The organism is Sphingomonas sp. Root720, assembly GCF_001428605.1.
Classification (GTDB): Bacteria; Pseudomonadota; Alphaproteobacteria; order Sphingomonadales; family Sphingomonadaceae; genus Rhizorhabdus.
The window spans coordinates 248,964-271,814 of sequence record NZ_LMID01000015.1; the positions used below are offsets into that span (position 1 = coordinate 248,964).

Annotated in this window: 23 protein-coding genes; 11 read left to right on the forward strand and 12 right to left on the reverse strand. The window is 69.0% G+C overall.

Annotated features, from left to right (window positions below; all coding sequences use genetic code 11):
- Nucleotides 1-143 precede the first annotated feature (143 nt).
- Nucleotides 144-1,343 (reverse strand): acyltransferase family protein, encoded by a 1,200-nt coding sequence (locus tag ASE22_RS23325; RefSeq protein ID WP_082545592.1) that lies wholly within the window; start codon nucleotides 1,341-1,343, stop codon nucleotides 144-146.
- 96 nt (nucleotides 1,344-1,439) lie between these two features.
- Between ASE22_RS23325 and ASE22_RS23330 the strand changes: the two genes are divergently transcribed.
- A complete protein-coding gene (locus tag ASE22_RS23330) occupies nucleotides 1,440-2,534 on the forward strand; it encodes an SGNH/GDSL hydrolase family protein (RefSeq protein ID WP_056365385.1) in 1,095 nt (364 codons plus the stop codon).
- Between the two features lie 61 nt (nucleotides 2,535-2,595).
- On the opposite strand, the gene ASE22_RS23335 is transcribed toward ASE22_RS23330, so the two are convergent.
- The 7 genes from ASE22_RS23335 to ASE22_RS23365 form a co-directional block, all read right to left on the reverse strand.
- A complete protein-coding gene (locus tag ASE22_RS23335) occupies nucleotides 2,596-2,955 on the reverse strand; it encodes a YciI family protein (RefSeq protein ID WP_056365388.1) in 360 nt (119 codons plus the stop codon).
- Between the two features lie 197 nt (nucleotides 2,956-3,152).
- Nucleotides 3,153-5,630, reverse strand: coding sequence for a PhoX family protein (locus tag ASE22_RS23340; protein WP_056365392.1), 2,478 nt, complete (start codon nucleotides 5,628-5,630; stop codon nucleotides 3,153-3,155).
- Between the two features lie 126 nt (nucleotides 5,631-5,756).
- Nucleotides 5,757-6,380: an SCO family protein gene (locus ASE22_RS23345; RefSeq protein WP_056365395.1), complete on the reverse strand. Its 624-nt coding sequence runs from the start codon at nucleotides 6,378-6,380 to the stop codon at nucleotides 5,757-5,759.
- Nucleotides 6,370-6,825 (reverse strand): copper chaperone PCu(A)C, encoded by a 456-nt coding sequence (locus ASE22_RS23350; RefSeq protein ID WP_056365398.1) that lies wholly within the window; start codon nucleotides 6,823-6,825, stop codon nucleotides 6,370-6,372. The genes ASE22_RS23345 and ASE22_RS23350 overlap by 11 nt, the downstream gene beginning before the upstream one ends.
- 53 nt (nucleotides 6,826-6,878) lie before the next feature.
- Nucleotides 6,879-8,924 carry a TonB-dependent receptor family protein gene (locus ASE22_RS23355; RefSeq protein WP_056365401.1) on the reverse strand — a complete coding sequence of 682 codons (2,046 nt, stop codon included), beginning with the start codon at nucleotides 8,922-8,924 and terminating at the stop codon, nucleotides 6,879-6,881.
- A gap of 81 nt (nucleotides 8,925-9,005) precedes the next feature.
- Complete coding sequence (locus ASE22_RS23360) at nucleotides 9,006-9,407, reverse strand: hypothetical protein (protein WP_056365405.1); 402 nt, start codon at nucleotides 9,405-9,407, stop codon at nucleotides 9,006-9,008.
- Nucleotides 9,408-9,465: 58 nt separating this feature from the next.
- Nucleotides 9,466-9,942, reverse strand: coding sequence for an MgtC/SapB family protein (locus ASE22_RS23365; protein WP_056365409.1), 477 nt, complete (start codon nucleotides 9,940-9,942; stop codon nucleotides 9,466-9,468).
- 97 nt (nucleotides 9,943-10,039) lie between these two features.
- Between ASE22_RS23365 and ASE22_RS23370 the strand changes: the two genes are divergently transcribed.
- The 4 genes from ASE22_RS23370 to ASE22_RS23385 all read left to right on the forward strand — a co-directional run bounded on the left by ASE22_RS23370 (nucleotide 10,040) and on the right by ASE22_RS23385 (nucleotide 13,108).
- The gene (locus tag ASE22_RS23370; RefSeq protein ID WP_056365413.1) at nucleotides 10,040-10,354 is read left to right on the forward strand and encodes a DUF1905 domain-containing protein; all 315 of its coding nucleotides are present in this window, start codon (nucleotides 10,040-10,042) and stop codon (nucleotides 10,352-10,354) included.
- A gap of 152 nt (nucleotides 10,355-10,506) precedes the next feature.
- Nucleotides 10,507-11,175, forward strand: coding sequence for a DUF969 domain-containing protein (locus ASE22_RS23375; RefSeq protein WP_056365415.1), 669 nt, complete (start codon nucleotides 10,507-10,509; stop codon nucleotides 11,173-11,175).
- Nucleotides 11,172-12,113 carry a DUF979 domain-containing protein gene (locus ASE22_RS23380; protein WP_056365418.1) on the forward strand — a complete coding sequence of 314 codons (942 nt, stop codon included), beginning with the start codon at nucleotides 11,172-11,174 and terminating at the stop codon, nucleotides 12,111-12,113. Before ASE22_RS23375 ends, ASE22_RS23380 begins: the two co-directional genes overlap by 4 nt.
- Nucleotides 12,110-13,108: a DUF2891 domain-containing protein gene (locus ASE22_RS23385; RefSeq protein WP_056365421.1), complete on the forward strand. Its 999-nt coding sequence runs from the start codon at nucleotides 12,110-12,112 to the stop codon at nucleotides 13,106-13,108. The genes ASE22_RS23380 and ASE22_RS23385 overlap by 4 nt, the downstream gene beginning before the upstream one ends.
- Here the strand turns inward: ASE22_RS23385 and ASE22_RS23390 are convergent.
- On the reverse strand, nucleotides 13,099-13,971 hold the full coding sequence (locus tag ASE22_RS23390; RefSeq protein WP_056365424.1) for an alpha/beta fold hydrolase: 873 nt from the start codon (nucleotides 13,969-13,971) through the stop codon (nucleotides 13,099-13,101). The genes ASE22_RS23385 and ASE22_RS23390 overlap by 10 nt on opposite strands.
- A 114-nt stretch (nucleotides 13,972-14,085) precedes the next feature.
- On the opposite strand from ASE22_RS23390, the gene ASE22_RS23395 reads away from it, so the two are divergent.
- The 3 genes from ASE22_RS23395 (at nucleotide 14,086) to ASE22_RS23405 (ending at nucleotide 16,793) form a co-directional block, all read left to right on the forward strand.
- Nucleotides 14,086-15,078, forward strand: a complete 993-nt coding sequence (locus ASE22_RS23395; protein ID WP_056365427.1) for a bile acid:sodium symporter family protein — start codon at nucleotides 14,086-14,088, stop codon at nucleotides 15,076-15,078.
- 71 nt (nucleotides 15,079-15,149) lie between these two features.
- Nucleotides 15,150-16,166, forward strand: coding sequence for an adenosine deaminase (locus ASE22_RS23400; protein WP_056366147.1), 1,017 nt, complete (start codon nucleotides 15,150-15,152; stop codon nucleotides 16,164-16,166).
- Nucleotides 16,167-16,280: 114 nt separating this feature from the next.
- On the forward strand, nucleotides 16,281-16,793 hold the full coding sequence (locus ASE22_RS23405; RefSeq protein ID WP_056365433.1) for a phosphoribosyltransferase: 513 nt from the start codon (nucleotides 16,281-16,283) through the stop codon (nucleotides 16,791-16,793).
- A gap of 139 nt (nucleotides 16,794-16,932) precedes the next feature.
- Here ASE22_RS23405 and ASE22_RS23410 read toward each other — a convergent pair whose 3' ends face one another.
- Nucleotides 16,933-18,531, reverse strand: a complete 1,599-nt coding sequence (locus ASE22_RS23410) for an ABC-F family ATP-binding cassette domain-containing protein (protein ID WP_056366150.1) — start codon at nucleotides 18,529-18,531, stop codon at nucleotides 16,933-16,935.
- A 255-nt stretch (nucleotides 18,532-18,786) separates the two neighbouring features.
- Here ASE22_RS23410 and ASE22_RS23415 point away from each other — a divergent pair, with 255 nt between their 5' ends.
- Both ASE22_RS23415 and rnk read left to right on the forward strand, forming a co-directional pair.
- Nucleotides 18,787-19,488: a peptidylprolyl isomerase gene (locus ASE22_RS23415; RefSeq protein WP_056365436.1), complete on the forward strand. Its 702-nt coding sequence runs from the start codon at nucleotides 18,787-18,789 to the stop codon at nucleotides 19,486-19,488.
- A gap of 240 nt (nucleotides 19,489-19,728) precedes the next feature.
- Complete coding sequence (rnk, locus tag ASE22_RS23420) at nucleotides 19,729-20,142, forward strand: nucleoside diphosphate kinase regulator (RefSeq protein WP_056365438.1); 414 nt, start codon at nucleotides 19,729-19,731, stop codon at nucleotides 20,140-20,142.
- Nucleotides 20,143-20,149: 7 nt separating this feature from the next.
- Here the strand turns inward: rnk and ASE22_RS23425 are convergent, their stop codons facing one another.
- A complete protein-coding gene (locus ASE22_RS23425) occupies nucleotides 20,150-21,610 on the reverse strand; it encodes an MFS transporter (protein ID WP_056365441.1) in 1,461 nt (486 codons plus the stop codon).
- Between the two features lie 67 nt (nucleotides 21,611-21,677).
- On the opposite strand from ASE22_RS23425, the gene ASE22_RS23430 reads away from it, so the two are divergent.
- A complete protein-coding gene (locus ASE22_RS23430; RefSeq protein ID WP_056365443.1) occupies nucleotides 21,678-22,034 on the forward strand; it encodes a DUF1428 domain-containing protein in 357 nt (118 codons plus the stop codon).
- Nucleotides 22,035-22,053: 19 nt separating this feature from the next.
- Here ASE22_RS23430 and ASE22_RS23435 read toward each other — a convergent pair whose 3' ends face one another.
- Nucleotides 22,054-22,836, reverse strand: coding sequence for an alpha/beta hydrolase (locus ASE22_RS23435; protein WP_056365445.1), 783 nt, complete (start codon nucleotides 22,834-22,836; stop codon nucleotides 22,054-22,056).
- Nucleotides 22,837-22,851: the final 15 nt, after the last annotated feature.

The following is a 22,851-nucleotide window of genomic DNA, read 5'->3' on the forward strand; positions in this document are numbered from 1 at the left end:
TGCATAACATCGGCCGGGAATAGGTGAACCGGCCCGTCGTGGACGGCACGCTCGGCGAAGCGCGGCCCGATCACCAGGGCAATCGGCACTGGTTCGCGGGCTGGTGCGACTGTCTCCGAACCGGTCTTGCGACGTTGTCGGCTCTACGACCGCTCCGCTTTCTGGCGTTCGGCCTCGATCCTCGCGGACATCGAAAAGCCCTTCCGCAGGCGCAGCGTCGGCTTTTCGACGAGGTGCCAGGACAGCATCGCGAGCCCGACGACCGGAACGATCGTCAGTATCAACAAGATCAAAGGGTTGCGGACGCTCGTCGAGGCCACGATCGCCTGCTGTATCGGGAACCCGTAGAGATACATGCCATAGGAATAATCGCCGCGGGCGAACAGGGGCAGGGCCGGCAGCCTTGTCGCGCCGAGAAACAGCGTGACATAGGCATAGACCGGCGCGGCGAGGAAGGTGACCGCCGGAACCTCGGAGAACACCGCCTTCGGAACGATAGCGCCCGTCGCGAGGATCATGGCGACGCACATGCCGAAAAGCGGAGGGCTGTAGGGAATCCTGTGCCGCTTGAGAAACAAGGCGGAGCCGAGCAGGAAATAAGGGACCAGCATCGCTCCCGGGTAGTTCAGGACCTTAAGGACGACAGGCGGGACACCGCCTATCTGTCCCCCGAAAACGATGATCGCGGCGACGGCGCCAAGCAGGCCCGTGACGAGACGCCAATCGCGCACCCATCCGAGGGCGATCAGCATCGCCATTGCCACATAGCAGCCGAGTTCGGGGGGAATCGTCCACAACGCCCCGTTTACGACGCCGCTGACCGGGTTCCGCTCGAACACGCCCGGCAAGAAGTAATGGATTTCGCCGACCATGTTGAGGAGATAGGAGTGGGTAACCGGCGAGGCGAAATAGTCGGCCAGGGTCCGATTGGTGAACAGCGGCCCGATCAGCAATATCGTGACGAGCGTATCGACTACCAGTGCCGGTACGATGCGCAGGACACGGCTCAGGACGAATTTGCCGAGCGTCAACCGCAGCGCGCTCCCGGTCACAAGGAAGCCCGACAGGATGAAGAACATCGGCACGATCGCCATGGCGGCGCCCCACCCGATCCCGCCGATCACCGCCTCCATCCCGTAGGATATCGGAAAACAATGCCGCAGGATGACCGCGAGCGCCAACCCGACGCGGAGCATGTCAAAACCAGGGCCGATCCCCTTATTCTCGTCCATGATGGACCCGATCGACCGCATCTCTTCCTCCCCGTTGCCGCCGAGCGGCATTTCCACCAATGGTCTGCCGAGATTTTCCTCGCAAGGCATTAACCGGTGCAGATCATTCATCGTGCGGCGCTAATCGGAGCCCTCCTCGTTCTAGCTGCCACCGGCTGCAAGCAGCCGTCTCCCCAGGCCTCTTCGCCAGGGATAGGCGAGGGTGCCATGTCCTATGCCATGCCGGCAGGGCACATGGTCGAGACGGTCATTCGCGGCGAAAGCCGATTGTTCAGAGGCAGGCAGGCCGTTTCGACCCTTCATCGGCCGAAGCGCATCCTCAGGATCTACGCCTATGACGGGAAGGGGGATGAGATAAGCTTCGTGGAGGGCGTGGATTGGACGTTCTCCGGTGGCAGGATATCGCGCCCGTCGGGCTCTCGCATTCCAGATTTCGCAAGCTACCGATATTCGACCGCCACAGGATGCCGGATGGGTCTGTTCACGCGCTCCTGCGTGCGAGCGGTGCGCTGCGAGGTCGGTCTCGTCCATTGTCCGAAGCCACGCCCGGACCAGTTCGAGTTCGCGCCGGCGCCCCGCAATCCCCCACTGACGATCAACCATATCGCATATATCGACTATGTCGCCGACATGCCGGCGACCATCGTTCGAGCGAGGCGGCTGGGATATGAGTCGGCGCGCGCGGTGGTCTGCCTGGGCGACAGCATCGCGGCAGGCGCCCATACCGTCGCAAGCTTCTATCGCAATAGGGACGACCAGAGCTGGTGCGGCTTGCTGAGGAAGCAATTCCCCCGGACCAGCTTCGAGAATCGCGCGATTATCGACGCTTCGCTGGATGGTGCGATCGAGCAGGTCGACAGAAGTTCGCGACGGCCCGACACCGCCATTGTGGCGTTCGGGATGAACGATCACGCGGTCGACGATGCCGATGCCCGCAGCTTCGCGGTTCGGCTCGACCGAGCCGTTACCGAGATGCGACGACGCGGGATACGTGTCGTTCTGGTCGGCTTTCCGCAGCAGAACGGGCTTTGGGTTCTCGAACGGCCCACCGCGACGAAGGCTTTCAATCGAGAGATCGCGGAGGTTGCCCGTCGTCATGGCGTGCCGTTCGTCGATGTGGAGCACGCATTTGACCAAATGAGCGGTGGCTATATTCCGGGAATCGTCCTGACCGCCGATTTCATGCATCACCCGAATGCCTATGGGCAGCGCATCTACTATTCGCTGCTCGCACCGCTCTTTCTGAGGGCGGATACGCCGGCGGAACGGCTACCGGACTATGTGATCGGCACCAACCCGTAGCTTCCGATAGCGCCCGCCGTTCGCGCCCAGGCACGCCGCGACGGCACCGGCCATCTTTCTCTCATCGCAGGTCGGCCATCTCGTAGAGCGGGCGGATCTCGATCTCGCTCGGTCCCGGCATGGGATTGGGACAGCGCTTCACCCAGGCGACGGCCTCGTCCATGTCCCGGACCTCCCAGAGCCAGAAGCCCGCGACCAGCTCGCGGGTTTCGGCGAAAGGCCCGTCGATGACGGTGCGGCCGGAACCGTCGAACGCGATCCGCTTGCCTTGCGCGGAGGGCTTGAGGCCATCGCCTGCGAGCATGATGCCCGCGGCGGACAGCCGCTCGTTGAATCTGCCCATCGCCTCGAATGCCTCGGCCGTGGGGAGAAGGCCCTTTTCGCTGTCGCCGGTCGCCTTCACCAACACCATGACACGCATCGTCCGTCTCCTGTGATGAGCCGGGCCCGGTCGCCCGGCATCGGAACGACGAACGGGATGTTCGGGCATCGACATCGGCGTGCAAATTTTTCGATGGGGCTTTCCCGCCACCCCGGACCGCCGATCCCGCCTTACGGGAGGCGAACGAAAAAGGGGCGCGGTCGCCCGCGCCCCTTCCCGTCACGATGGCGGGTCGATCAGAGACCGACGACGCCGCCGTCATTCTTGGTGATCACGATCGTCGCCGAGCGCGGACGCGCGGTCGAGGTGCCGCCGGCCTGGGTCGCCGGCCAGTTGCTCTGCAGCGTCGCGATGCTGCCCTCTTCGCCGGGATGCTGGATGTTGACGAACAGGGTGCGGCCGTCCGGCGTCGTGTCGATGCCGGTGAGCTCGCAGCCCTTCGGGCCGACCAGGAAGCGCTTCAAGGTCGCCGTGCTGGCCGGCTTGCCGACGATGGTCGCCTGGGTGCGGGTCGTGCCGTCGGCGCCGACATTGGTGATCGTCCTGGCGCCGCCATCGGCCACCTTGCCCGGGATCGCGACCAGCATCTGGTTGTTGGTCCGGTCGGTCAGGGCGCCGTCGTCGGTCTGGATCCACAGCAGCGGATTGACCTGGCCCGACGCGTTGCTCGGGCGACCGAACCACAGGCCGTCCGGGCTCGAGAAGTCGTTGCTGGCGTCGAGGCCCGAGATGTTGACGTTCGCATCCGAGTCGGCCGAATCGGCGCCGAACAGATAGATGTCCCAGCCGAAGCTCGTCGCTTCCGACGAGTCGCCCGTCTCGCGCAGGCGCACGATATGGCCGTTCGGATTGCCGCGCTGCGCGGTGTTGGTGGCCCCGCGCGGGTCGTTATAGTGGCGCGGGTTGGCGGCATCGGTGCCGGTGAGCGGACGGACCGCCGCCGAGTTGTTGGTCAGCGTCAGGTACATCTCGCCGGTCACCGGATTGATCGCGGTCCATTCGGGCCGGTCCATCTTGGTGGCGCCCACCGCATCGGCGGCGAGGCGGGCGTTGGTCAGCACGTCGGCCTGGTCCGCGAACGGATAGGCGGCGTTGGCGGCGGTCAGCGGCGCCGTGCCGAACACCAGCGGCACCCACTGGCCGGTGCCGTCGGCGTTGAACTTCGCGACGTGGAGCGTGCCCGCGTCGAGATATTTGTCGCCGACCGCCAGGCGGTCCGCCGCGGTCGCATCCGCGGCGGCCCAGGGCTGGGCCGAGATGAACTTGTAGAGATATTCGCCGCGCGAATCGTCGCCCATGTAGAAGGCCGGCTTGCGCCCGGCGACGAAGGCCGACGGCCAGCAACCCTCATGGCCGAAGCGGCCGAGCGCGGTGCGCTTGCGGGGCGCCTTGGTCGGGTCGTAGGGATCGATCTCGACCACCCAGCCGAACTGGTTCGGCTCGTTGCGGAAGTCGGCGGTGCCATCGGCGGCCGCACCGGTCGCGCTCGCGTTCCAGCGCGTATAGATGGTGCTCGACGCATCGGCCGGAACGACCGAGGCCCAGCCATAGCTGCCGCCGGCGCCTTCGCTGATGCCATAGCGGTTGAGCGCGACCACCGCCTTGGCGGTGGCGCCGCCGCGGACAGCGTTGTCGCCGGTGGCGCGGCGGAAATAGCCGGCCCAATTCTCCTCGCAGGTCAGGTAGCTGCCCCAGGCAGTGAAGCCGTTGGCGCAGTTGTTGATCGTGCCGCGGCCATCGGTGCCGGCGGGCGAGAAGCGGGTGCGGAGCAGCGCGTTGCCGCGGACCGGGCCGTTGAAGACCGACGGCGTCAGCGGCGTGACGCGACGGTTCAGCGCCGAGCCCTGGACGTAGCTCCACGCGCCCGAGGCGGCGCGGGTGACTTCGACGACGGCGACGCCGTGCGCCTCCATCTCCTTGAGCGCCTCGCCCTCGGGGCGGACGCCGCCGGTCGAGGTGGGGCCGTTCGGATGCAGATAGACCTGGGTGATGTTCTCATGGTTCATCACCAGCAGCCCGCGCGTGTTGCTCGTGTCGTCGCGCGTCGCGCCGGTTGCCGCCAGGCCGAAATAATGCATGCCGTCATGATGGTCGCCGCCGCGGGCATTGAAGCCGCTGTCGGTGCCGTCATTGGCGAAGGCCGGGGCCGCCGCGGTGAGCGGATCGCCGAGACGATAGAGCACCGACACCGAATAGCCTTCGGGAACCTTGACGACGTCGTCGAGGCTCTTGGCGAGCGCGTTGAAGCCGAGCACCGCCGGATTGATCGTCACCGTGGTCTGCGACATGGTCGACTTGTTGCGGTCGTCGGTCGCCTTGAACTCGAACACCAGCGGCGTGGCGGCCGAGACCGACGGCGCGAGGAAGGTCGCGGTGTTGGTGTTGGCGTTGGTCAGCGTGACCGCCGGGCCCGAGACCTGGGTCCAGGACACGGTCAGCGGGTCCTTGTCGGTCGCGGTGCCGGCGAGGGTCACCAGCTTGCCCGAGCTGGACGTCCCGTTGGTGCCGGCGTTGACGACCGGCGCCTCGTTGTCGCTGCCGCACGCGGTCAGCAGGAGGCCGCCGAAGCTCGCGGCGGCGATCGCCGAGATGCCGCCGAACAGCGTCTGCCGACGCGAATAGCGCTCGGCGGCGATGCTCTCGAGCGTGGGGTTGTCGGTCGGATTGCAGTCGACGACACCGTCAGTATAGCCGTCACGAACCACGTCAGTCATGAGGTTGCTCCCCTTTGGTGAGAAGCAGGCTCGCTAACAACGGCGCGCGAAAGATTTGTGCGGTTCGGTTTACGCCAAGATGAAGTTGATGTGACATTTCGGCGGCATGCCGCGCCGGCCCGGCATTCAGCGGGCCATCAGCCTTCGCAATTTCTCCAGCTTGGGGGCATCGGCCTCGTCGTGGGACAGCGTCCCGAAGAAACGCCCCGTCCGGTCCATCAGGAAGACGGTGGCCGTATGGTCGATGACATAGTCGCCGCCGTCGACCGGCACCTTCCTGGCATAGACATGATAGGCCCGGACGATCCGGTCGATCTCCGCCGCCGATCCGGTCAGGCCGATGATCGGCGTGTCGAACAGGGTCAGATACTGGCCGATGCTCTCCGGCGTGTCGCGCTCGCGGTCGAGCGACACGAAGACGAGAGCGAGATTCGCGCCCGCCGGCCCCAGGTCGCGTTTCAGCCGCGCCATGGTCTGCAGGGTGGTAGGGCAGACCTCGGCGCAACGGGTGAAGCCGAAGAAGATCGCGAAGGGCCGTCCGCGCAGGCTCGCATCGGTCACGGTCCGTCCATCCTGATCGGTCAGGTTGAAGGCGCCACCGAAGGCGTCGCCATAATCGGCGCCGGGATCGGCGGTCGGGTGGAGGCCCGGCCACAGGGTCAGCCCGGCATAGCCGAGCAGTATCGCGGCGACCGCCGCCCACAGGACGGCGCGCAGCGCGAACCGGCGGTTCCCGGGGTCAGCGCTCATGCCGCCCTCCGGGCTGGAAGGCGATCGGTTCGACCCGGAAACGGATCGGGACGCTGCCCGCGCGGGCGAAGCGCAGCCGGATCTCCACCGTCTCCCCGCGCCGCAGCGGGCGCTTCAGCCCCGTCAGCATCAGATGATAGCCGCCCGGCCGCAGCGCGACCGATCCGCCGGCTGGAACGGCGAGGCCGCCGGCGACCGGCCGCATCCGCATGATGCCGCCGTCCATCGTCATGCTGTGGACCTCGACGGCATCGGCGACCGCCGAGCTGGCGCCGAGCAGCCGGTCTTCCTTCGACCCGCCATTGCGGATCAGCGCATAGCCCGCGCCGGTCTCGGCGGCGGGTGGGGTCTCGCGCAGCCAGGGGGTCTCGATCCGCAGCGGCGCCGCCGCGAGCGGGGTAGCGACGGCGGCCAGCGCCAGCGCGATCGTCATCGTCTTGATCATGGTCGTTCTCCGCAAGGGCACGGGGCGGCCCTCGGGCACGCCCCGGCCATGAGTCAGAAGGTCATCCGCAGGCCGCCGTAGAAGGCGCGGCGCTCGATCGGGTAGAAGGCCACGCTGCCCTCGTCGGCCGGGGTCGCGGCGTTGTCGGGCACATAGGCGACCAGCGCGCTGATATCGCCGACCGCCTTCTTGTCGGTCAGGTTGCGGGCGTCGAGGAACAGGGTGACCCCGGGGGCGACCCGCGCTTCGGCCCTGACCCCGACCATCGTATAGCCCGGGGCGCGGAGCGTGTTGCGATAGTCGGCCCAGCCGCCATCGGGCAGCCATTCGACATTGGGGGTGATGTTGAGCCCCTCGAACCCCAGCCGCAGCTCGGCGCGATACTGCTGTTTCGGGATCACCGGCAGGCGGCCATCGCCATAGACGGCGTCGTCGCGGAAGCGGAAGTCGTTATACTGGTAGACCTGCCGCAGCCGCATCAGCGCGCCAAGCTGGAGATCCAGCCCCGCCTCGATCCCCTGGTGCCGGGTGCGTCCCGCGTTGAAGGTCGACGCCGGGATGATCGGGCTCACCGCATATTGCAGCATCTCGCCCTTCAGGTCGGCGCGGTACAGGCTGACGTCCCAGGTCGCGATCCCGTACCGCCCACGCGCGCCGACCTCGAAGGTCCAGGCTTTTTGCGGACCGACCGCAGCGAAGCCCGGCAGGCCGGTGTTCGGCGTCTGGCTCAGCTCGTTGAAGCCGGGCAGCTCGACCGAGCGGCTGTAGTTGGCGAAGATCTGCACCGCCTCGGACGGCGCGTAGATGACGCCGATCTTCGGCGCGAACGCATCGAAATCGGCCTCGCCGCTCCGCGCCGGGGCGAGCCGGTTGGCGATCTCGCGCCGGCCGCTCGTGTAGATGCCGCCCGCGATCAGGGTCAGCGGCTCGACCGGCTTCAGCCGCAGCTCGCCATAGCTGTTGATCGTCCGTGCGGTCTGGCGCTGGTTGGCCGTGAGCGCGCCCCGATTGCCCGCGACGTTGACGAACTGCTTCGCCGCGACCGTGCCGAAGCGGGCCTGGGTGCCGAGGGTGATCTCCCACGGGAACCTGCCGAGTTCGCCGGCCAGGTCCAGGCTGGCGAAGACGCCGCGGTCGTTGCTCTTCTGGTCGATCACCTGGAAGATCGGGTGAAACAGCTTCTTGGCATTGAAGAAGCCGCCGAAGCTGAGCTGCCCGCTACCGAGATCGACCGTCGTGCGGTTCTGGAGACGGATCGAATCGATATCGCGCTCCTGGTCGGCCGCGATGTTGCCCGGCAGCGACAGCTTCGGCGTCGACAGCGCCTGCGCCAGCGTCAGCGAGCCGGGCAGATCCTGGTCGATATGGCTGATCGTCGCATGGAAGCGCGTCTCGATCGCGTCGGTCAGGCGCAGGCCGACATTGCCGTTGAAGCGGATCGAGTCGCGCTTGGCATGGTTGCGGTCGCCATCCGACCGGTCGGTGGTCAGCGCGACATAGGCGTCGCCGCGCGCGTCGGCGAAGGCCGCCGCCGCCTTGGTCCGGAGCGTCGCATAGCTGCCGCCGTCGACCCGCAGCTCGTAGCGCGGCGCGGTCCGGCCGGTCGGCGTGACCGCGTTGATCGCGCCGCCCAGGGTCGATCCGCCGAAGCGCAGCGCATTGGCGCCGCGATAGACCTCGATCCGCTCGAAGACCTGCGGATCGAGCTCCTGGAAGTCGCCATTGTCGTCGGCGAGGTTGATCGGGATGCCGTCCTGCAGCAGCGTCAGCCCGCGCATGTGGAAGCCGCGGCTGAGCCCCGAGCCCCGGATCGACAGGCGGACCTCCTGCCCGAAGCGCGGCTGGGTATAGACGCCCGGCGAAAAGGCGAGCGCGTCGCGCAGGTTGACCGCGAGCTTGTCGGCGAAGGCCGACGCCTCGACGACATCGACGCCGCCGGGGCGTTTCTCGACGCTTTTCTTCGCGTCGTCGGCAACGTTCTGGGCGTTGACGATGATGGTGGCGCGATCTTCCTCGGCCTCCGCGGCGAAGGCGGCACCGGACAGGCAGAGCAACGCGAGCGCCGAAGCGCCGCGGGCGAAATGGGATATGCGATTCATGGAAAATGGCCTCGATCGGGCGAGCCCGGTCGCGGGCCGCCCATGATACGGATCGCCGGCGCGCGGCCGGCCAGCTACGGATCAGAGGCGGATGGGTGGTCCCGTCGAGGGCGGCGGCGGCGCGGCGAGGCCACGGCCGATCGCGACGGCGGTGCCGGCGAACACGGGCAGCGCGGTCGCGAACGGCTGCGGGCCCGCCGGCAGGTCGATGGCCGACGGCAGGTCGAGCAGCGCGGCGAAACCCGCGAAGACGCAGGGATGGTCGGCGCGGCCTTCGCCGGGCTTGCCCTTGTGGATCTTGCCCTGTCCGTCGACCCAGGCCTGCTGCGCGCCGGTGCCGGTGCAGAGCGTGATCGCCAGGCCGCGCTCGGAGGCCGGCATCCAGCCGGCGGGCACCAGCAGGCGCATGAACAGCGCCGCGACGACGAACGCCAGCGCGATCCTGCCGCCTGCCCGTCCCCGATCGAAGCCCGCCCCGCTCATGGCCCGCGCCTCTAGCGAGGCGGCGGGGCGAAGTCCATGGCGAACCGGCAGGACCCGTTCAGGTCCTTTCGTGCGGATGCCCCGGCGCCGGATCGGCCGGAGCGTCGCCGCGCTCGTTGGCCTCGGGCTTGAGCGGGTGCATGATCCACAGCGTCGCCATGGTGAAGATCGCGAGGACGACGGCGACGTCGTAGCTGCCGAGTCCGGTCGACACGCCGATCGCGCCGGTGATCCACAGGCTGGCGGCGGTGGCGGTGCCCTTGACCGAGTTGCGCTGCTGCAGGATCGCACCGCCGCCGAGGAAGCCGATGCCGCCGATCACCCCTTCGAGCACGCGCGCCATCGCGTCGGGCTCGCCGGTGGTCAGCACCTCGACCGCCTGGACGAAGCCGCAGCTCGCGGTCGCGACCAGCGGGAAGGTGCGCAAGCCGGCGCTGCGCTCCTCGCGCTCGCGATTCCACCCGATCGGGATCGCCAGCAGGAAGGCGACGCCGAGCGGCAGCAGATGGGGAAGGAGATCAAAATGGTCGGTCATTGCGGGCCCCGAACGGACGTGCATCGCTCAACGCACCTGCGGTCACATCGCTCCACCGCCCCTTGCTTCGCGCTCGCCGCAAGGCCAGTCTGGCCCGATGACCGGTGAAGAAAGCTTCGAAGTGACGGCCACCGTCTGGCTCTGGACCTCCGCCGGCAAGGCGCGCGCCGTGGCATGGCATTTCCTGACCATCGACGGGCAGACGTCGGCCGAGATCCGCTACGCCGCGCTCGGCCGCAGCGGCGGCTTCGGATCGATCCCGGTCGAGGTGCGGATCGGCGCCACGGTCTGGCGAACCTCGATCTTCCCGCACCGCGACAGCGGCGGCTATATCCTGCCGATCAAGGCCGACGTCCGGAAGCGCGAGGGGATCGCCGCGGGCGACGAGGTGGCGCTATCGCTGGCGATCTGACGCTCTCCCCTCCCTTCGTCCTTCGCCGAGATGACGTGCAGGGGACAACGCTTCTCCCCGCGTCACCCCGGCGAGGGTCGGGGTCCCGGGCGGCTCGCGCGCTGCGCTGCCCGCGAGATGCCGGCCCGCGCCGACAAGACGGGCCTGTCTAGATGCTCGTCCTGTCCGGTATCCTCATCATCGTCGCGGGCTTCCTGCTGCGCTTCAATCCGCTGCTGGTCGTGCTCGTCTCCGCGCTCGCGACGGGGCTCGCCGCCGGGATTGGGCCGGTCGACCTGCTCGCCGCCTTCGGCAAGGCGTTCAACGACAACCGCTATGTGACGGTCATCTACATGGTGCTGCCGGTGATCGGCCTGCTCGAACGGCATGGGCTGCAGGAACGCGCCCGCGCGCTGATCGCGGGCCTGCGCGGCTTCACCGTCGGGCGGCTGCTGCTCGGCTATCTGCTGTTCCGCCAGATCACCGCCGCGCTCGGCCTCGTCTCGGTCGCGGGCCACGCGCAGACGGTTCGTCCGCTCGTCGCCCCGATGGCCGAGGCGGCGGCGCGGCAGCAGGGCGGCGAGACCGAGCAGGACGGGGACTCGCGCGACGAGGAGGCCGCCGCCATGGCGGCCGCGACCGACAATATCGGCCTGTTCTTCGGCGAGGATATCTTCATCGCGATCGGGTCGATCCTGCTGATGAAGGGCGTGCTCGAAGGCTATGGCATCATCATCGAGCCCTTCCACCTATCGGTCTGGGCGATCCCGACGGCGATCGCCGCCTTCCTGATCCACGGCGTTCGCCTGATGCTGTTCGACCGGCGGAAGACGCGGCGATGATCGGCCTCAACCTCGTCTACCCCTTCGCCGGGCTGATCTTCCTCGCCTTCGCGGGGTCGGCACTGCGCGACCGGAGCAATGCGAAGCGGGTCGGCAACGCGATCTTCTACGCGCTGATCGCGCTCAGCCTGCTGGCGGGCGACCGGCTCGGCGACCTCGGCAACGGCGTGCTGGTGCTCGGCCTCGTCGCGATCGCCGGGCTCGGGCGGATGGGGCGCGGCGACGGCGCCACCACCTCCCCCGCCGAACGCGCCGCCGAGGCGGGCGCCCGGCGCAACCGGCTGTTCCTCCCCGCGCTGGTGATCCCGGTGACCGCGCTGGCGGGAACACTGGTCTTCAAGCAGCTGCCGAGCCTGGTCGATCCGAAGCAGGCGACCTTGGTGGCGCTGATGCTGGGCGTGATCGCCGCTCTCGCGATCGGCTATGCCTGGCTGCGGCCGCGCGCGATGACGCCGTTCGACGAGGGCCGCCGGCTGATGGACGGGGTCGGCTGGGCGGCGGCGCTGCCGCAGATGCTGGCGAGCCTCGGCGCGGTGTTCGCGCTGGCCGGCGTCGGCGACGTGGTCGGCGGGCTGATGGGGCAGCTGATCCCCGACGGCAGCCTGTTCGGCGCGGTGCTGGCCTACACCCTCGGCATGGCGCTGTTCACCATCGTCATGGGCAACGCCTTCGCAGCCTTCCCGGTGATGGCGGCGGCGATCGGCATCCCGGTGCTGATCCATGGCGCGGGCGGCAACCCGGCGGTGGTCGCGGCGATCGGCATGCTCGCGGGCTTCTGCGGCACGCTGATGACGCCGATGGCCGCCAACTTCAACCTCGTCCCCGCCGCGCTGCTCGACCTCAAGGACCGGCACGCCGTGATCCGCGCGCAGATCCCCACCGCGCTGCCGCTGCTGGCGGTGAACGTCGCGCTGCTCTACTGGCTGGCGTTCCGGTGACGCTCCTCCCCGTCGTCGTCACCCCCGACCTCGCCGCGCGCTTCGCCGCGCTGACCCTCGGCCATCTCGGCCGCGCATGGCCGTACAAGCTCGACCATGTGATGGCGGGCCCCGAGGACGTGCTGCCGCCCGCGACGCTCCACCCGATCTTCCACGGCAGCTTCGACTGGCACAGCTGCGTCCATGGCTGGTGGCAGGTGATGCGGCTGCTCCGCCGCTTTCCCGACCTGCCGCAGGCCGGCGAGATCCGCGCGCGGGCCGATGCGATGCTGGTACCCGACAAGGTCGCGGGCGAGCTCGCCTATCTCGACCGCCCGGCCTCGGCCGGGTTCGAACGGCCCTATGGCTGGGGCTGGCTACTCGCGCTGCACCACGAGCTGGGGCTGCACGACGACCGGCATTGGTGCCGCGCGCTCGAGCCGCTCGCCCGCGCCTTCGCCGATCGCTTCCGCGCCTATCTGCCGAGGCTGACCTATCCGATCCGGGTCGGCACCCATCCCAACAGCAGCTTCGCGCTGATCCACGCGCATCGCTGGGCGGTCGCGCACGATCGCGATCTCGCCGCGCTGATCGCCGCGCGCGCCGCCGACTGGTACGGCGCCGATCGCGGCTGCCAGGCGTGGGAGCCGGGCGGCGACGAGTTCCTGTCGTCGGCGCTGACCGAGGCGCATCTGATGTGCGCGGTGCTGCCGGCCGCCGATTTCCCGCGCTGGTTCGGCGATTTCCTGCCTGAGGTCCCCGCGACGCTGCTGACGCCGGCCTTCGTCTCGGACCGGACCGACGGCAAGATCGCCCATCTCGACGGGCTCAACCTCAGCCGTGCCTGGAGTTGGCGGGCGATCGCGGCGGGGCTGCCCGGCGATCATCCGGTGGTGCCGGTCGCGCTGGAGGCGGCCGAACGCCACGTCGCCGCCGCGCTGCCGCATCTCGCCGACCATTATATGGGCGAGCATTGGCTGGCGAGTTTCGCCCTGCTCGCGCTCGATCAGGATTGACCCAGGAAGTCCTTCGCCACGGCGATGAAATCGGCACGCCGATCGTGGTGGAGCCAGTGGCCCGCGCCTTCGAACAGCTCGACCCGGACGTCGCGGAAATGGTTCGCGCGGCCGTCGGCCGCCGGGTTCGACGCCCAGCTCTCGGCGCCATAGGCCAGCAGCACCGGGCAGGCGATCGCCGCCCATAGCCGTTCCTTGGTCGCCTGGGCGATGTCGACCGGGGAGGTCGGGCCCACCGCCGGATCATGCTTGGGCCGCAGGGATCCGTCCGGATTGGGCCGGGCCGCATGGGTGGCGAGATGCGCGAGCGTCGCCTCGTCCAGCCGGGGATCGGCCTCGCGCAGGCGGGCGATGAGGCTGGCGAGATCGGGGAAGTCGCGCGGCCGGCGGGCGGTGACGTCGGCGCGGCGCGCGATCCACTTGCGCATCGTCTCGATCGGATCGGCGGCGGCACGGCGCGCGGCGGCCTCGGGCGAGTCCCCAAGCCCCTCGATGTTGATCAGCCGGGTCGCGCGGTCGGGATAGAGACCGAGATAGCGGGTGACGATGTTGGCGCCGAGCGAATGGCCGATCATCGCACAGGGCGGCAGGCCAAGCGCGGCGACGACGCCGGCGAAGTCGTCGACATAGTCGAGCATCTCATAGTCGCCGTCGCTCGACCAGTCGCTGTCGCCATGGCCGCGCATGTCGGGGGCGATCACCCGATAGTCGCCGGCGAACGCGTTCGCGACCCAGTCCCAGTTGCGGGCATGGTCGCGCCCGCCATGCTGGAGCACCAGCGGCGGCGCGGCCGAATCGCCCCATTCGACGATGTTGAGCTGGAGGCGCCGGACGGCGAGCTTGTAGCTGCGGGGCTCGATCATGGTTCGGCGGTAGTACAGCAGCCTGCCTTATACAATCTCGTCTACCTTTCTCCGAAGGCGGCTCACAAGAACCGGTGGCTTGACGCCCGGCATCCCGCCCGACATTCCCCGGCCATGCGCCTGATCACCCGCCTCCTGAAGGGGCTCGACCCTTTCCTTTTGCTGCTCATCGCCACGATCGTCGTGGCCTCGCTGCTGCCAGCGCGCGGAAGCGCGGTCGGGTTCTTCGAGGGGCTGACCGACGCGGCGATCGTGCTGCTGTTCTTCCTGCACGGCGCCAAGCTGTCGCGGCAGGCGGTCATCGCGGGCATCGGCAACTGGCGGCTGCACCTGCTGGTCCTCGCCTCCTCCTTCCTGCTCTTCCCGCTGCTCGGCTGGGCCCTGACCCAGGGCGCGCGCGGCCTGACGACGCCCGAGATCCTGGCGGGCCTGCTCTATCTGTCGCTGCTCCCTTCGACGGTGCAGTCGTCGATCGCCTTCACCGCGATGGCGGGCGGCAACGTTCCCGCCGCGGTGTGCAGCGCCTCGCTGTCCAACATCACCGGCATCGTCCTGACTCCGCTGCTGGTCGGGCTGCTGATCCAGGTGCAGGGCAGCGCCCCGGGCGTTTCGATCGACGCGATCGAGGCGATCATGCTCCAGCTGCTGCTGCCCTTCGTCGCGGGCCACCTGCTCCGCCCGCTGATCGGCGGCTTCATCGACCGGCACAAGACGCTGCTGATGCCGGTCGACCGGTCGTCGATCCTGCTGGTCGTCTACACCGCCTTCTCGGCGGCCGTCGTCAACGGCATCTGGCAGCGGACCGAGGCGGTCGACCTGCTGCTGATCCTCGGCCTCAGCGCGGTGATGCTCGCGCTGGTGATGGCGGCGAACCTGTTCGTCGCCCGCCGCCTGCACCTCCCGCGCGGCGACGAGATCGTCCTGCTGTTCTGTGGTTCCAAGAAGAGCCTGGTGTCGGGCGTGCCGATGGCGGGCGCGATCTTCGCCCCCGCGCAGGTCGGCGTGATCATCCTGCCGCTGATGATCTTCCACCAGCTCCAGCTGTTCGTCTGCGCGCTGGTCGCGGCGCGCTATGCCCGCACCGCCGCGACGCCGGCCGAAGCCTGAACCCGGGTTCCATCGCCCTTCGCGTTTCAACCGGCTGGCAGGCGGCCGAAGATGCTGTACGAATGGCCGCCATGACCGATCTTGCGCGCTTCGTATCGGGCCTGCCCAAGGCAGAGCTCCATCTGCACATCGAGGGCAGCCTCGAGCCCGAGCAGATGTTCGAGCTGGCGGAGCGCAACCGCGTCGCCATCCCCTTCGCCTCGGTCGAGGAGCTGCGCGGCGCCTATTCGTTCAACCGGCTGCAGGACTTCCTCGACATCTATTACCAGGGCGCCGGCGTGCTGCGCACCGAGGAGGATTTCCACGACCTGGCGCTGGCCTATTTCCGCCGCGCCGCCGCCGACGCCGTCGTCCATGCGGAGATCTTCTTCGATCCCCAGACCCACACCGATCGCGGCATCCCGTTCCAGGTCGTCGCCGACGGGCTGCTCGCGGGCATGCTGGAGGCCGAACGCGACCTCGGCGTGAGTAGCCGGCTGATCCTCTGCTTCCTGCGCCACCTCGACGAGGAGGCCGCGTTCGAGACGCTGGCGGCGGCCGAGCCCTGGCTCGACCGGATCGCCGCGGTCGGCCTCGATTCGTCCGAAGTCGGCCATCCGCCGTCCAAGTTCCAGCAGGTCTTCGCCCGCGCCGGGGAGATGGGGCTGCTGCGCGTCGCCCATGCCGGAGAGGAGGGACCGCCGGCCTATATCCACGAGGCGCTCGACCTGCTCCGCATCGACCGGCTCGACCATGGCAACCGCGCGCTGGAAGACCCGGCGCTGACCACCCGGCTCGCGCGGTCGGGCATGACGCTGACGGTCTGCCCGCTGTCGAACCTGAAGCTGTGCGTGGTCGACGACATCGCCGCGCATCCGATCGAGCGGATGCTGCGACTCGGCCTGCGCGCCACGGTCAATTCGGACGATCCCGCCTATTTCGGCGGCTATGTGAACGATAATTTCCGTGCGCTGATCCCGGCCGGCCGGCTCGACGCGCACGACTTCGCGACCCTCGCGCGCAACAGCTTCCTGGGCTCCTTCCTCGACGACGTCGCGGTGACCCGGCATCTCGACGCGCTCGACGCCTATGTCGCGACCAATATCTAGAGCGGTCGACCCGATTGCATCAGATCGACCGCTCAAGACCGTTGTTTTACCGCGATTTCCGAGTCGGCAGATGTTTCCATCTGCCTCGAAACCGCTCTAACCCAAGGAACCGTCATGCCGACCCTGATGCCCGTCGACCAGCCCGAGTTCCTGACCGCCGTCCACTATCTCGCGGCGCGCATCCGCGAGAGCGGCTGGCAGCCCGACTTCGTCATCGGCGTCGGCCGCGGCGGCCTGATCCCCGCGGTCTTCCTCAGCCATGCGACCGGGGTGCCGATGCTGTCGGTCGACCACAGCTCGCATCTTCCCGACTTCGCCGCCGAGCTGCTCGTCAAGCTGGCGGGGATGAGCCAGGACAACAGGCTGCTGTTCGTCGACGACATCAACGACACCGGGTCGACCATCACCCATATCAAGAAGGCGCTCCACGAGGCCGGCGGCAACATCGACAATGTCCGTTTCGCCACCCTGATCGACAATGTCGTCTCGGCCGAGACGGTCGACTATCGCTTCCGCATGATCGACCGCACCGTCAACAAGGACTGGTTCGTCTTCCCGTGGGAGCAGGTCTCCCCGGTCGACAAGGTGATCGAGGATTCGGGCGTGGTGCCGGCGCGGACCGCCTAGGCGCGCGAGACGGACGACCCATCCCGGCGAACGCGGGATTTCCCTTCTCGCTGCGAAGCGCGAAGACCAGACTATCAACGGGCAGGCGGATCCCCGCTTGCCGGGACGACGGCCCAGTTGGCGACCCCCATGCCGGGCTCTAGCCCCCGTCCACCAGCCGCCCCCCGGCCAGCTCCAGCTGCCGTTCGATCCCGATCGCGGCGAGGAACGCCTCGTCATGGCTGACGACCAGCAGCGCGCCGTCATAGGCGGCGAGCCCCGCCTCGACCGCCGCGATCGAATCGAGATCGAGATGGTTGGTCGGCTCGTCGAGGATCAGCAGCGGCGGGGGCGCTTCGCCGCCCAGCACGCAGGCCAGCCCGGCGCGCAGCTTCTGGCCGCCGCTCAGCGATCCGACGATGCGATCGGCCGCGTCGGCACGGAAGCGGAAGCGCGCCAGCGCGGCGCGGCACGCATTGTCGGTCGCGTCGGGATGGCGCCGGGCATGATTGGCCGCGACCGACAGCGCCGGATCGAGCAGCGACACCCGCTGGTCCAGCAGGGCGAAGGGCAGCGGGCGCTTCACGTCCCCCGCCCAGGGTTCGAGCCCGCCGGCGATCACCGCCAGCAGCGTGCTCTTGCCCGCGCCGTTGGCGCCGCCGACCGCGATCCGCTCGGGCCCGACGATCTCCAGGTCGAGCCCGTCGAGTATCGCGCGGTCATGGCCCGCGACCACGCCCGCCAGCCGCAGCACCGTCCGGTCGCCGATCAGGCCGGTCGGGGACAGCGCCACCGTCATCGGTTCCAGTATCTCGATCCGCCCGCGCGCGGCCTCGGCCGCTTCCGCCGCCGCGCCGCGCTGGCGCTCGGCAAGCCGCGCACCCGCGCTCCCGCTTTCCTCGGCGCGCTGTTTGCGGGCGCCGATCAGGATGCGGGGCTGATCGCCCTTCGCCCCCTTGCGCGCGCCGGCGCCATCGCGGCGCTGCTTGCGCTCGGCCGCCTGCTGGATATGGCGGGCGACCTCGCTTTCCTGCCGCTCGGCCGAGGCGAGATCCCGTTCGGCCGCCGCCAACTCGATCGCCTTGCGGTCGCGATAGGCCGACCAGCCGCCGCCATGGCGCGCGGCGCCGAGCGCGCTCAGCTCGACGATCGCATCCATATGGTCGAGCAGCTCGCGGTCATGGCTGACGACGATCGCCCCGCCGCGCCAGCGGTCGAGCAGGCCGATCACCGCGTCGCGGCCGGCGCGGTCGAGATTGTTCGTCGGTTCGTCGAGCAGCAGGAAATCGGGATCGCCGAAGGTCGCCGCGGCGATCGCCGCGCGGCTGCGCTGTCCGCCCGACAGCATGGCGAGCGGCGTCTCCGGCCCGGCGTCGAGCCCGACCGCGGAGAGCGCCTCGATCAGCCGGGCCTCCAGCGTCCAGTCGGCCTCGGCCAGTTCGTCGAGGCTCGCCCTACCCGCCTCGGCCCGTGCCAATATCGCCAGCGCGTCGCGCACCCCGAACAGGTCGGCGATGCGCTCGTCGGGAGCGACATCGACGATCTGGCGCATCATGCCGATCGTACCGTCGACGACGATCCGCCCGGCGCGCGGCGCGATCTCCCCGGCGATCAGCCGGAGCAGCGTGCTCTTGCCGATGCCGTTGCGGCCGACGAGGCCGCAGCGCTCGGGCGCGAAGACGAGATCGAGATGGTCGAGAAGCCGGTGGCCGTCAGGCGTGGACCAGCCGAGCTGCGAGATGGAGATCGAGGCGGACATGAAGAATTTCCCCGGCGACAAGGCGAATGAGCGTTGCGGTCGGGTGGGAATCCATCGTCTCGTCCTCGATCTTGCGGGGCGTCGCGCCCCGCGTGCGGTGGATATAGGGGTTTCGGAGGGTGAGGCCAAGCCGCCGTCCGTCCCGCCCGCCTTCCCGCCTTCTCCAACCCGTCATGAGCGGGAGTGAGGAGGGGACGAGGACGCAATGCCATTCCCGGTCTTCAATCGCCGCCCTCTTGTGCCTAAGCTCCGTCCATGACGATGCATCGACTCGCGCTCGGCGCCCTGCTGTGCCTTTCCGCCCTTCCCGCCGTCGCGCAGGACAGCGCCGCCGCGCCGGCGCCCGTCCCGGCTGCACCGCCGCCGGCTGTAGCGCCCGCGCCCAGGCCGGCCACCGTGCAGGTCAACATCCTGACCAGCGAAGGCCCGATCCTGCTCGAGCTGGAGAAGGAGCGCGCACCGATCACGACCAACAATTTCCTGCGCTATGTCGACAGCAAGCGTTTCGACAATTCGACCTTCTACCGCGCAGTCGCGGTGCCGAACGCTCCCGAGCTGGGTCTGGTCCAGGGCGGCATCAAATTCGACCCGAAGAAGATCTTCCCCGGCATCGCGCACGAGCCGACCACCAAGACCGGCCTCAAGCATGTCGACGGCACCATCTCGATGGGCCGCAACGCCCCGGGCACGGCGGCGGGCGACTTCTTCATCGTCGTCGGCGACATGACCTATATGGATGCCGATCCGTCGGCGCCCGGCGACAATCTCGGCTATGCCGCCTTCGGCCATGTCGTCGAGGGGATGGAGGTGGTGAAGAAGATCCTCGCCGCGCCGCGCTCCCCGACGCTGGGCGAAGGGGTGATGAAGGGCCAGATGCTGGCCGCGCCGATTAAAATCGTCAGCGTCCGGCGGGTGACGACGCCCAAGCCCGCGGCACCGTCGGCCGCCCAGCCCTGAGCGTTGCCCCGAGCGCTGCCCGGTCCCCGATTTGACTTGGCCGGCGCCACGGCTCATCATCGCATCATGCAGACGGACCGCTGCCTTTCCCGGTTCCGCCACCAGGCGGGTCAGCTTCTCGCGGGCATCTAGCCCCGGGTTCCAGGAGGCCTGCGCCCCCGGACCCGGGGCGAACCTCCGATAGACCGGCGCGCACGGCCGCGGGCTCGTGCGCGCGCCCTTGTCCGGGAAAGATGCACCATGATGAAGAAGAAGGCCGGCCGGCGTCCGGCCATCCATATGATCGATTCGGAGGCCGAGACGCTCGCCGACCTGGCGGTCGCCGCCGAAGACCGGCTCCCCGAGGTCAGCGCGCTGCTGCTCGAGGAGATCGAGCGCGCGACGCTCCACAAGGCGCGGCGCATCCCCCCCGATGTCGTCACCATGCGCAGCCACGTCATGTTCGTCGACGAGGCCAGCGGCACGCCGCGCACCGTGCAGCTCGTCTATCCGGGCGATGCCGATATCGATGCGGGCCGCGTCTCGATCCTGACCCTGGTCGGCGCCGGGCTGATCGGCCTGCGCGAGGGGCAGTCGATCCTGTGGCCCGGCCGTGACGGCCACCGGCGAATGCTCACCATCACCCGGGTGGAGCGGGCGGCGGTGCCGGCCTGACGGCCGCTCAGTCCTCCTGCCAGGACAGCGGGCGGGCGACGCTTTCGAGCGGCTGCCGCTCGCTGTCGATGGCCAGCCGCCAGGCGACGATCGCGGCGCCGCCCATCATCCCCGCCGCCAGCAGATAGCCGCCCAGCACCTGGTCGCGCGATCCGCTGTCGATGAGGATGCCGAACAGCCAGGGCGCCAGCACGCCGCCAAGGCCGGTGCCGAGCGCGTAGAAGATCGCGATGGTCAGCGCCCGGATCTCGATCGGGAAGCTCTCCGCCACGGTGAGATAGGCCGAGGACGCCGCCGCCGAGGCGAAGAAGAAGGTGATGCTCCAGCACAAGGTCTGCGTGGTCGCGTCGAGCAGTCCTTCGCGGAACAGCCATCCCGTCGCGGCGAGCAGCACCCCCGACAGCGCATAGGTGACGACGATCATCGGCCGGCGCCCGACCGTGTCGAACAGCCGCCCGAGCAGCAGCGGCCCGAGCACGTTGCCGAGCGCGAAGGGCAGGACGTACCAGCCGACCCGGTCCGCCGGCACCCCGTGGAAATCGGTGAGCATCATCGCATAGGTGAAGAAGATCGCATTGTAGAGGAAGGCCTGCGCCCCCATCAGGCACAGGCCCAGGACGGTGCGCCGCGGATAGGTGCGCAGGATGGTGCGGAACAGCTCGCCCAGCGGCGTCGCGCGGCGACCGCGCAGGCGCGCCCGTTCGGTCACCGGCGGCAGGGCGTGGCCGCGCGCGGCGATCCCCGCCTCGATCCCGGCAACGATCCGGTCGGCCTCCTCGGGGCGGCCATGGACGATCAGCCAGCGCGGGCTTTCGGGCAGGAAGCGGCGCAGCAGCAGGATCGCGAGCCCGAGCGCCGCGCCCGAGAAGAAGGCGATCCGCCAGCCGAGATCGGGATCGAACAGGCGCGGATCGAGCAGGACGATCGACACGCCCCCCGCCAGCGCCGCGCCGACCCAGAAGCTGCCGTTGATGACGAGGTCGGTCCAGCCGCGCCGCCGCGCGGGGATCAGTTCCTGGATCGCCGAATTGATCGCGCTATATTCGCCGCCGATCCCCGCGCCGGTCAGGAAGCGCAGCAGCGCGAAGCTCGGCAAGTCCCAGGCGAAGGCCGTCCCGGCGGTCGCCGCGAGGTAGAGCAGCAGGGTGAGGCTGAACAGTTTCTTGCGCCCCAGCCGGTCGGTCAGCCAGCCGAAGACCAGCGCACCGACGACCGCGCCGGCCAGATAGGCGCTGTTCGCCAGCCCGACATCGGCGGCGGTGAACCGCAGCACCGGGCTTTCGCGCAGCGCCCCGGCGACCGACCCGGCCAGCGTCACCTCCAGCCCGTCGAGGATCCAGGTGATGCCCAGCGCGACGACGACGAGCCAGTGGAAGCGGCTCCACGGCAGCCGGTCGAGCCGGGCGGGGACGTCGGTCTCGATGATCGGAAAGAGGGAAGCCCCGGGTTGCGGATTACGGATGGCCATGGGAGCAGTAACCACCGTCGCGGCGCCCGGTTGCCGAGTCCGCGCGCCACGCGAAGGAGCCTCGAACATGTACGTCGCGGGTTTCGTCATCCCCGTCCCGGCCGACCGGATGGAGGATTATCGCCGCTGGGCGGAAAACAGCGCGGCCGTCTTCGGCCGCTATGGCTGCCGGGAGATCGTCGAATGCTGGGAGGACAATGTCCCCTCCGGCCAGCAGACCGACTTCCGCCGCGCCGTCGATGCGCAGCCGGGCGAGAAGATCGTCTTCGCCTGGCAGATCTGGCCCGACAAGGAGAGCTTGGAACAGGCCGAGACGCGGATGCATGCCGACGGCGTGCTCGACCAGTTCGACGCGATTCCGTTCGACGCGAAGCGCCTGATCGTCGGCTGCTTCACGCCGATCTCGGTAATGGGCCGGGGCTGAGCCCCGGCCGTCATTCCGATCAGGCCGCCGGCCGGCCGTTCTTCACCGCCCAGTCGAGCGCGAGGTCGGCGATCTCCTCCCAGCCCGTGTCGAGGGTGGTCCAGTGCGACCGGTCGGGGAAGAGCCGCAGCTCGGTCAGCGACGGCGCGCGGCGCTGCTTGCGGAAGATGGCGCGGGTCATGCTCGCATCGGCGATCAGGTCCCTCCCGCCCGCGATCAGCAGCATCGGCGCGCGATCGGGATTGTCCCAGCGGATCTTCATCGGGTTGACGATGCCGTCCCAATAGACCTTGCCCGGGGTCGGGACGATGTAGCGATCGTAGAGCGCGTCCTTCTCGCCCTCGGGCGCGGTCTGGGCGAAGCGGCGGGCGAAGAAACGGCGCGACATCGTCTTGAGCTTGCGGAAGCTGAACGGGTCGCCGAACACCGGCAGCGCCGAGACCAGCGCATGCGGGTGGATCGGCACGCCCGGCGTCGGTGCCGGATCGATGACGACCCCGGCGACCCCCAACCCGCGGTCGAGCAGATGCTGGACGAACACCCCGCCCACCGAATGGCCGATCAGGATCGGCGCCTCGGGCAGCGCGCGGATGATGCGCTCATAATGATCGACGATCGCCCGCTGGCCGATCCTGGCGAGCGCCGGATCGGGATCGTCGCGCAGCGCGGCCGGGGCACGGTCGTCGAGCGGCCAGTCGGGCGCGACGACGGTGTATCCCCGCGCCTCATAGCGCGCCTTGAAGCCTTCCCAGCTGCGGGCATTCAGCCAGGCGCCGTGGATCAGCATGATGGTCCTGCTCATGATCAATCTCCCCAT

Bases quoted from the DNA above. Each gene is read 5' to 3' on its own strand.
- ASE22_RS23395 (WP_056365427.1), top strand. From the start codon at position 14,086: ATGCGCCTGATCACCCGCCTCCTGAAGGGGCTCGACCCTTTCCTTTTG.
- ASE22_RS23335 (WP_056365388.1), bottom strand. From the start codon at position 2,955: ATGCGTGTCATGGTGTTGGTGAAGGCGACCGGCGACAGCGAAAAGGGC.
- ASE22_RS23400 (WP_056366147.1), top strand. From the start codon at position 15,150: ATGACCGATCTTGCGCGCTTCGTATCGGGCCTGCCCAAGGCAGAGCTC.
- ASE22_RS23360 (WP_056365405.1), bottom strand. From the start codon at position 9,407: ATGAGCGGGGCGGGCTTCGATCGGGGACGGGCAGGCGGCAGGATCGCG.
- ASE22_RS23425 (WP_056365441.1), bottom strand. From the start codon at position 21,610: ATGGCCATCCGTAATCCGCAACCCGGGGCTTCCCTCTTTCCGATCATC.
- ASE22_RS23435 (WP_056365445.1), bottom strand. From the start codon at position 22,836: ATGAGCAGGACCATCATGCTGATCCACGGCGCCTGGCTGAATGCCCGC.
- ASE22_RS23340 (WP_056365392.1), bottom strand. From the start codon at position 5,630: ATGACTGACGTGGTTCGTGACGGCTATACTGACGGTGTCGTCGACTGC.
- ASE22_RS23410 (WP_056366150.1), bottom strand. From the start codon at position 18,531: ATGTCCGCCTCGATCTCCATCTCGCAGCTCGGCTGGTCCACGCCTGAC.
- ASE22_RS23430 (WP_056365443.1), top strand. From the start codon at position 21,678: ATGTACGTCGCGGGTTTCGTCATCCCCGTCCCGGCCGACCGGATGGAG.
- ASE22_RS23415 (WP_056365436.1), top strand. From the start codon at position 18,787: ATGACGATGCATCGACTCGCGCTCGGCGCCCTGCTGTGCCTTTCCGCC.
- ASE22_RS23405 (WP_056365433.1), top strand. From the start codon at position 16,281: ATGCCGACCCTGATGCCCGTCGACCAGCCCGAGTTCCTGACCGCCGTC.
- ASE22_RS23370 (WP_056365413.1), top strand. From the start codon at position 10,040: ATGACCGGTGAAGAAAGCTTCGAAGTGACGGCCACCGTCTGGCTCTGG.
- ASE22_RS23390 (WP_056365424.1), bottom strand. From the start codon at position 13,971: ATGATCGAGCCCCGCAGCTACAAGCTCGCCGTCCGGCGCCTCCAGCTC.
- ASE22_RS23345 (WP_056365395.1), bottom strand. From the start codon at position 6,380: ATGAGCGCTGACCCCGGGAACCGCCGGTTCGCGCTGCGCGCCGTCCTG.
- ASE22_RS23365 (WP_056365409.1), bottom strand. From the start codon at position 9,942: ATGACCGACCATTTTGATCTCCTTCCCCATCTGCTGCCGCTCGGCGTC.
- ASE22_RS23380 (WP_056365418.1), top strand. From the start codon at position 11,172: ATGATCGGCCTCAACCTCGTCTACCCCTTCGCCGGGCTGATCTTCCTC.
- ASE22_RS23375 (WP_056365415.1), top strand. From the start codon at position 10,507: ATGCTCGTCCTGTCCGGTATCCTCATCATCGTCGCGGGCTTCCTGCTG.
- rnk (WP_056365438.1), top strand. From the start codon at position 19,729: ATGATGAAGAAGAAGGCCGGCCGGCGTCCGGCCATCCATATGATCGAT.
- ASE22_RS23355 (WP_056365401.1), bottom strand. From the start codon at position 8,924: ATGAATCGCATATCCCATTTCGCCCGCGGCGCTTCGGCGCTCGCGTTG.
- ASE22_RS23330 (WP_056365385.1), top strand. From the start codon at position 1,440: ATGTCCTATGCCATGCCGGCAGGGCACATGGTCGAGACGGTCATTCGC.
- ASE22_RS23325 (WP_082545592.1), bottom strand. From the start codon at position 1,343: ATGAATGATCTGCACCGGTTAATGCCTTGCGAGGAAAATCTCGGCAGA.
- ASE22_RS23350 (WP_056365398.1), bottom strand. From the start codon at position 6,825: ATGATCAAGACGATGACGATCGCGCTGGCGCTGGCCGCCGTCGCTACC.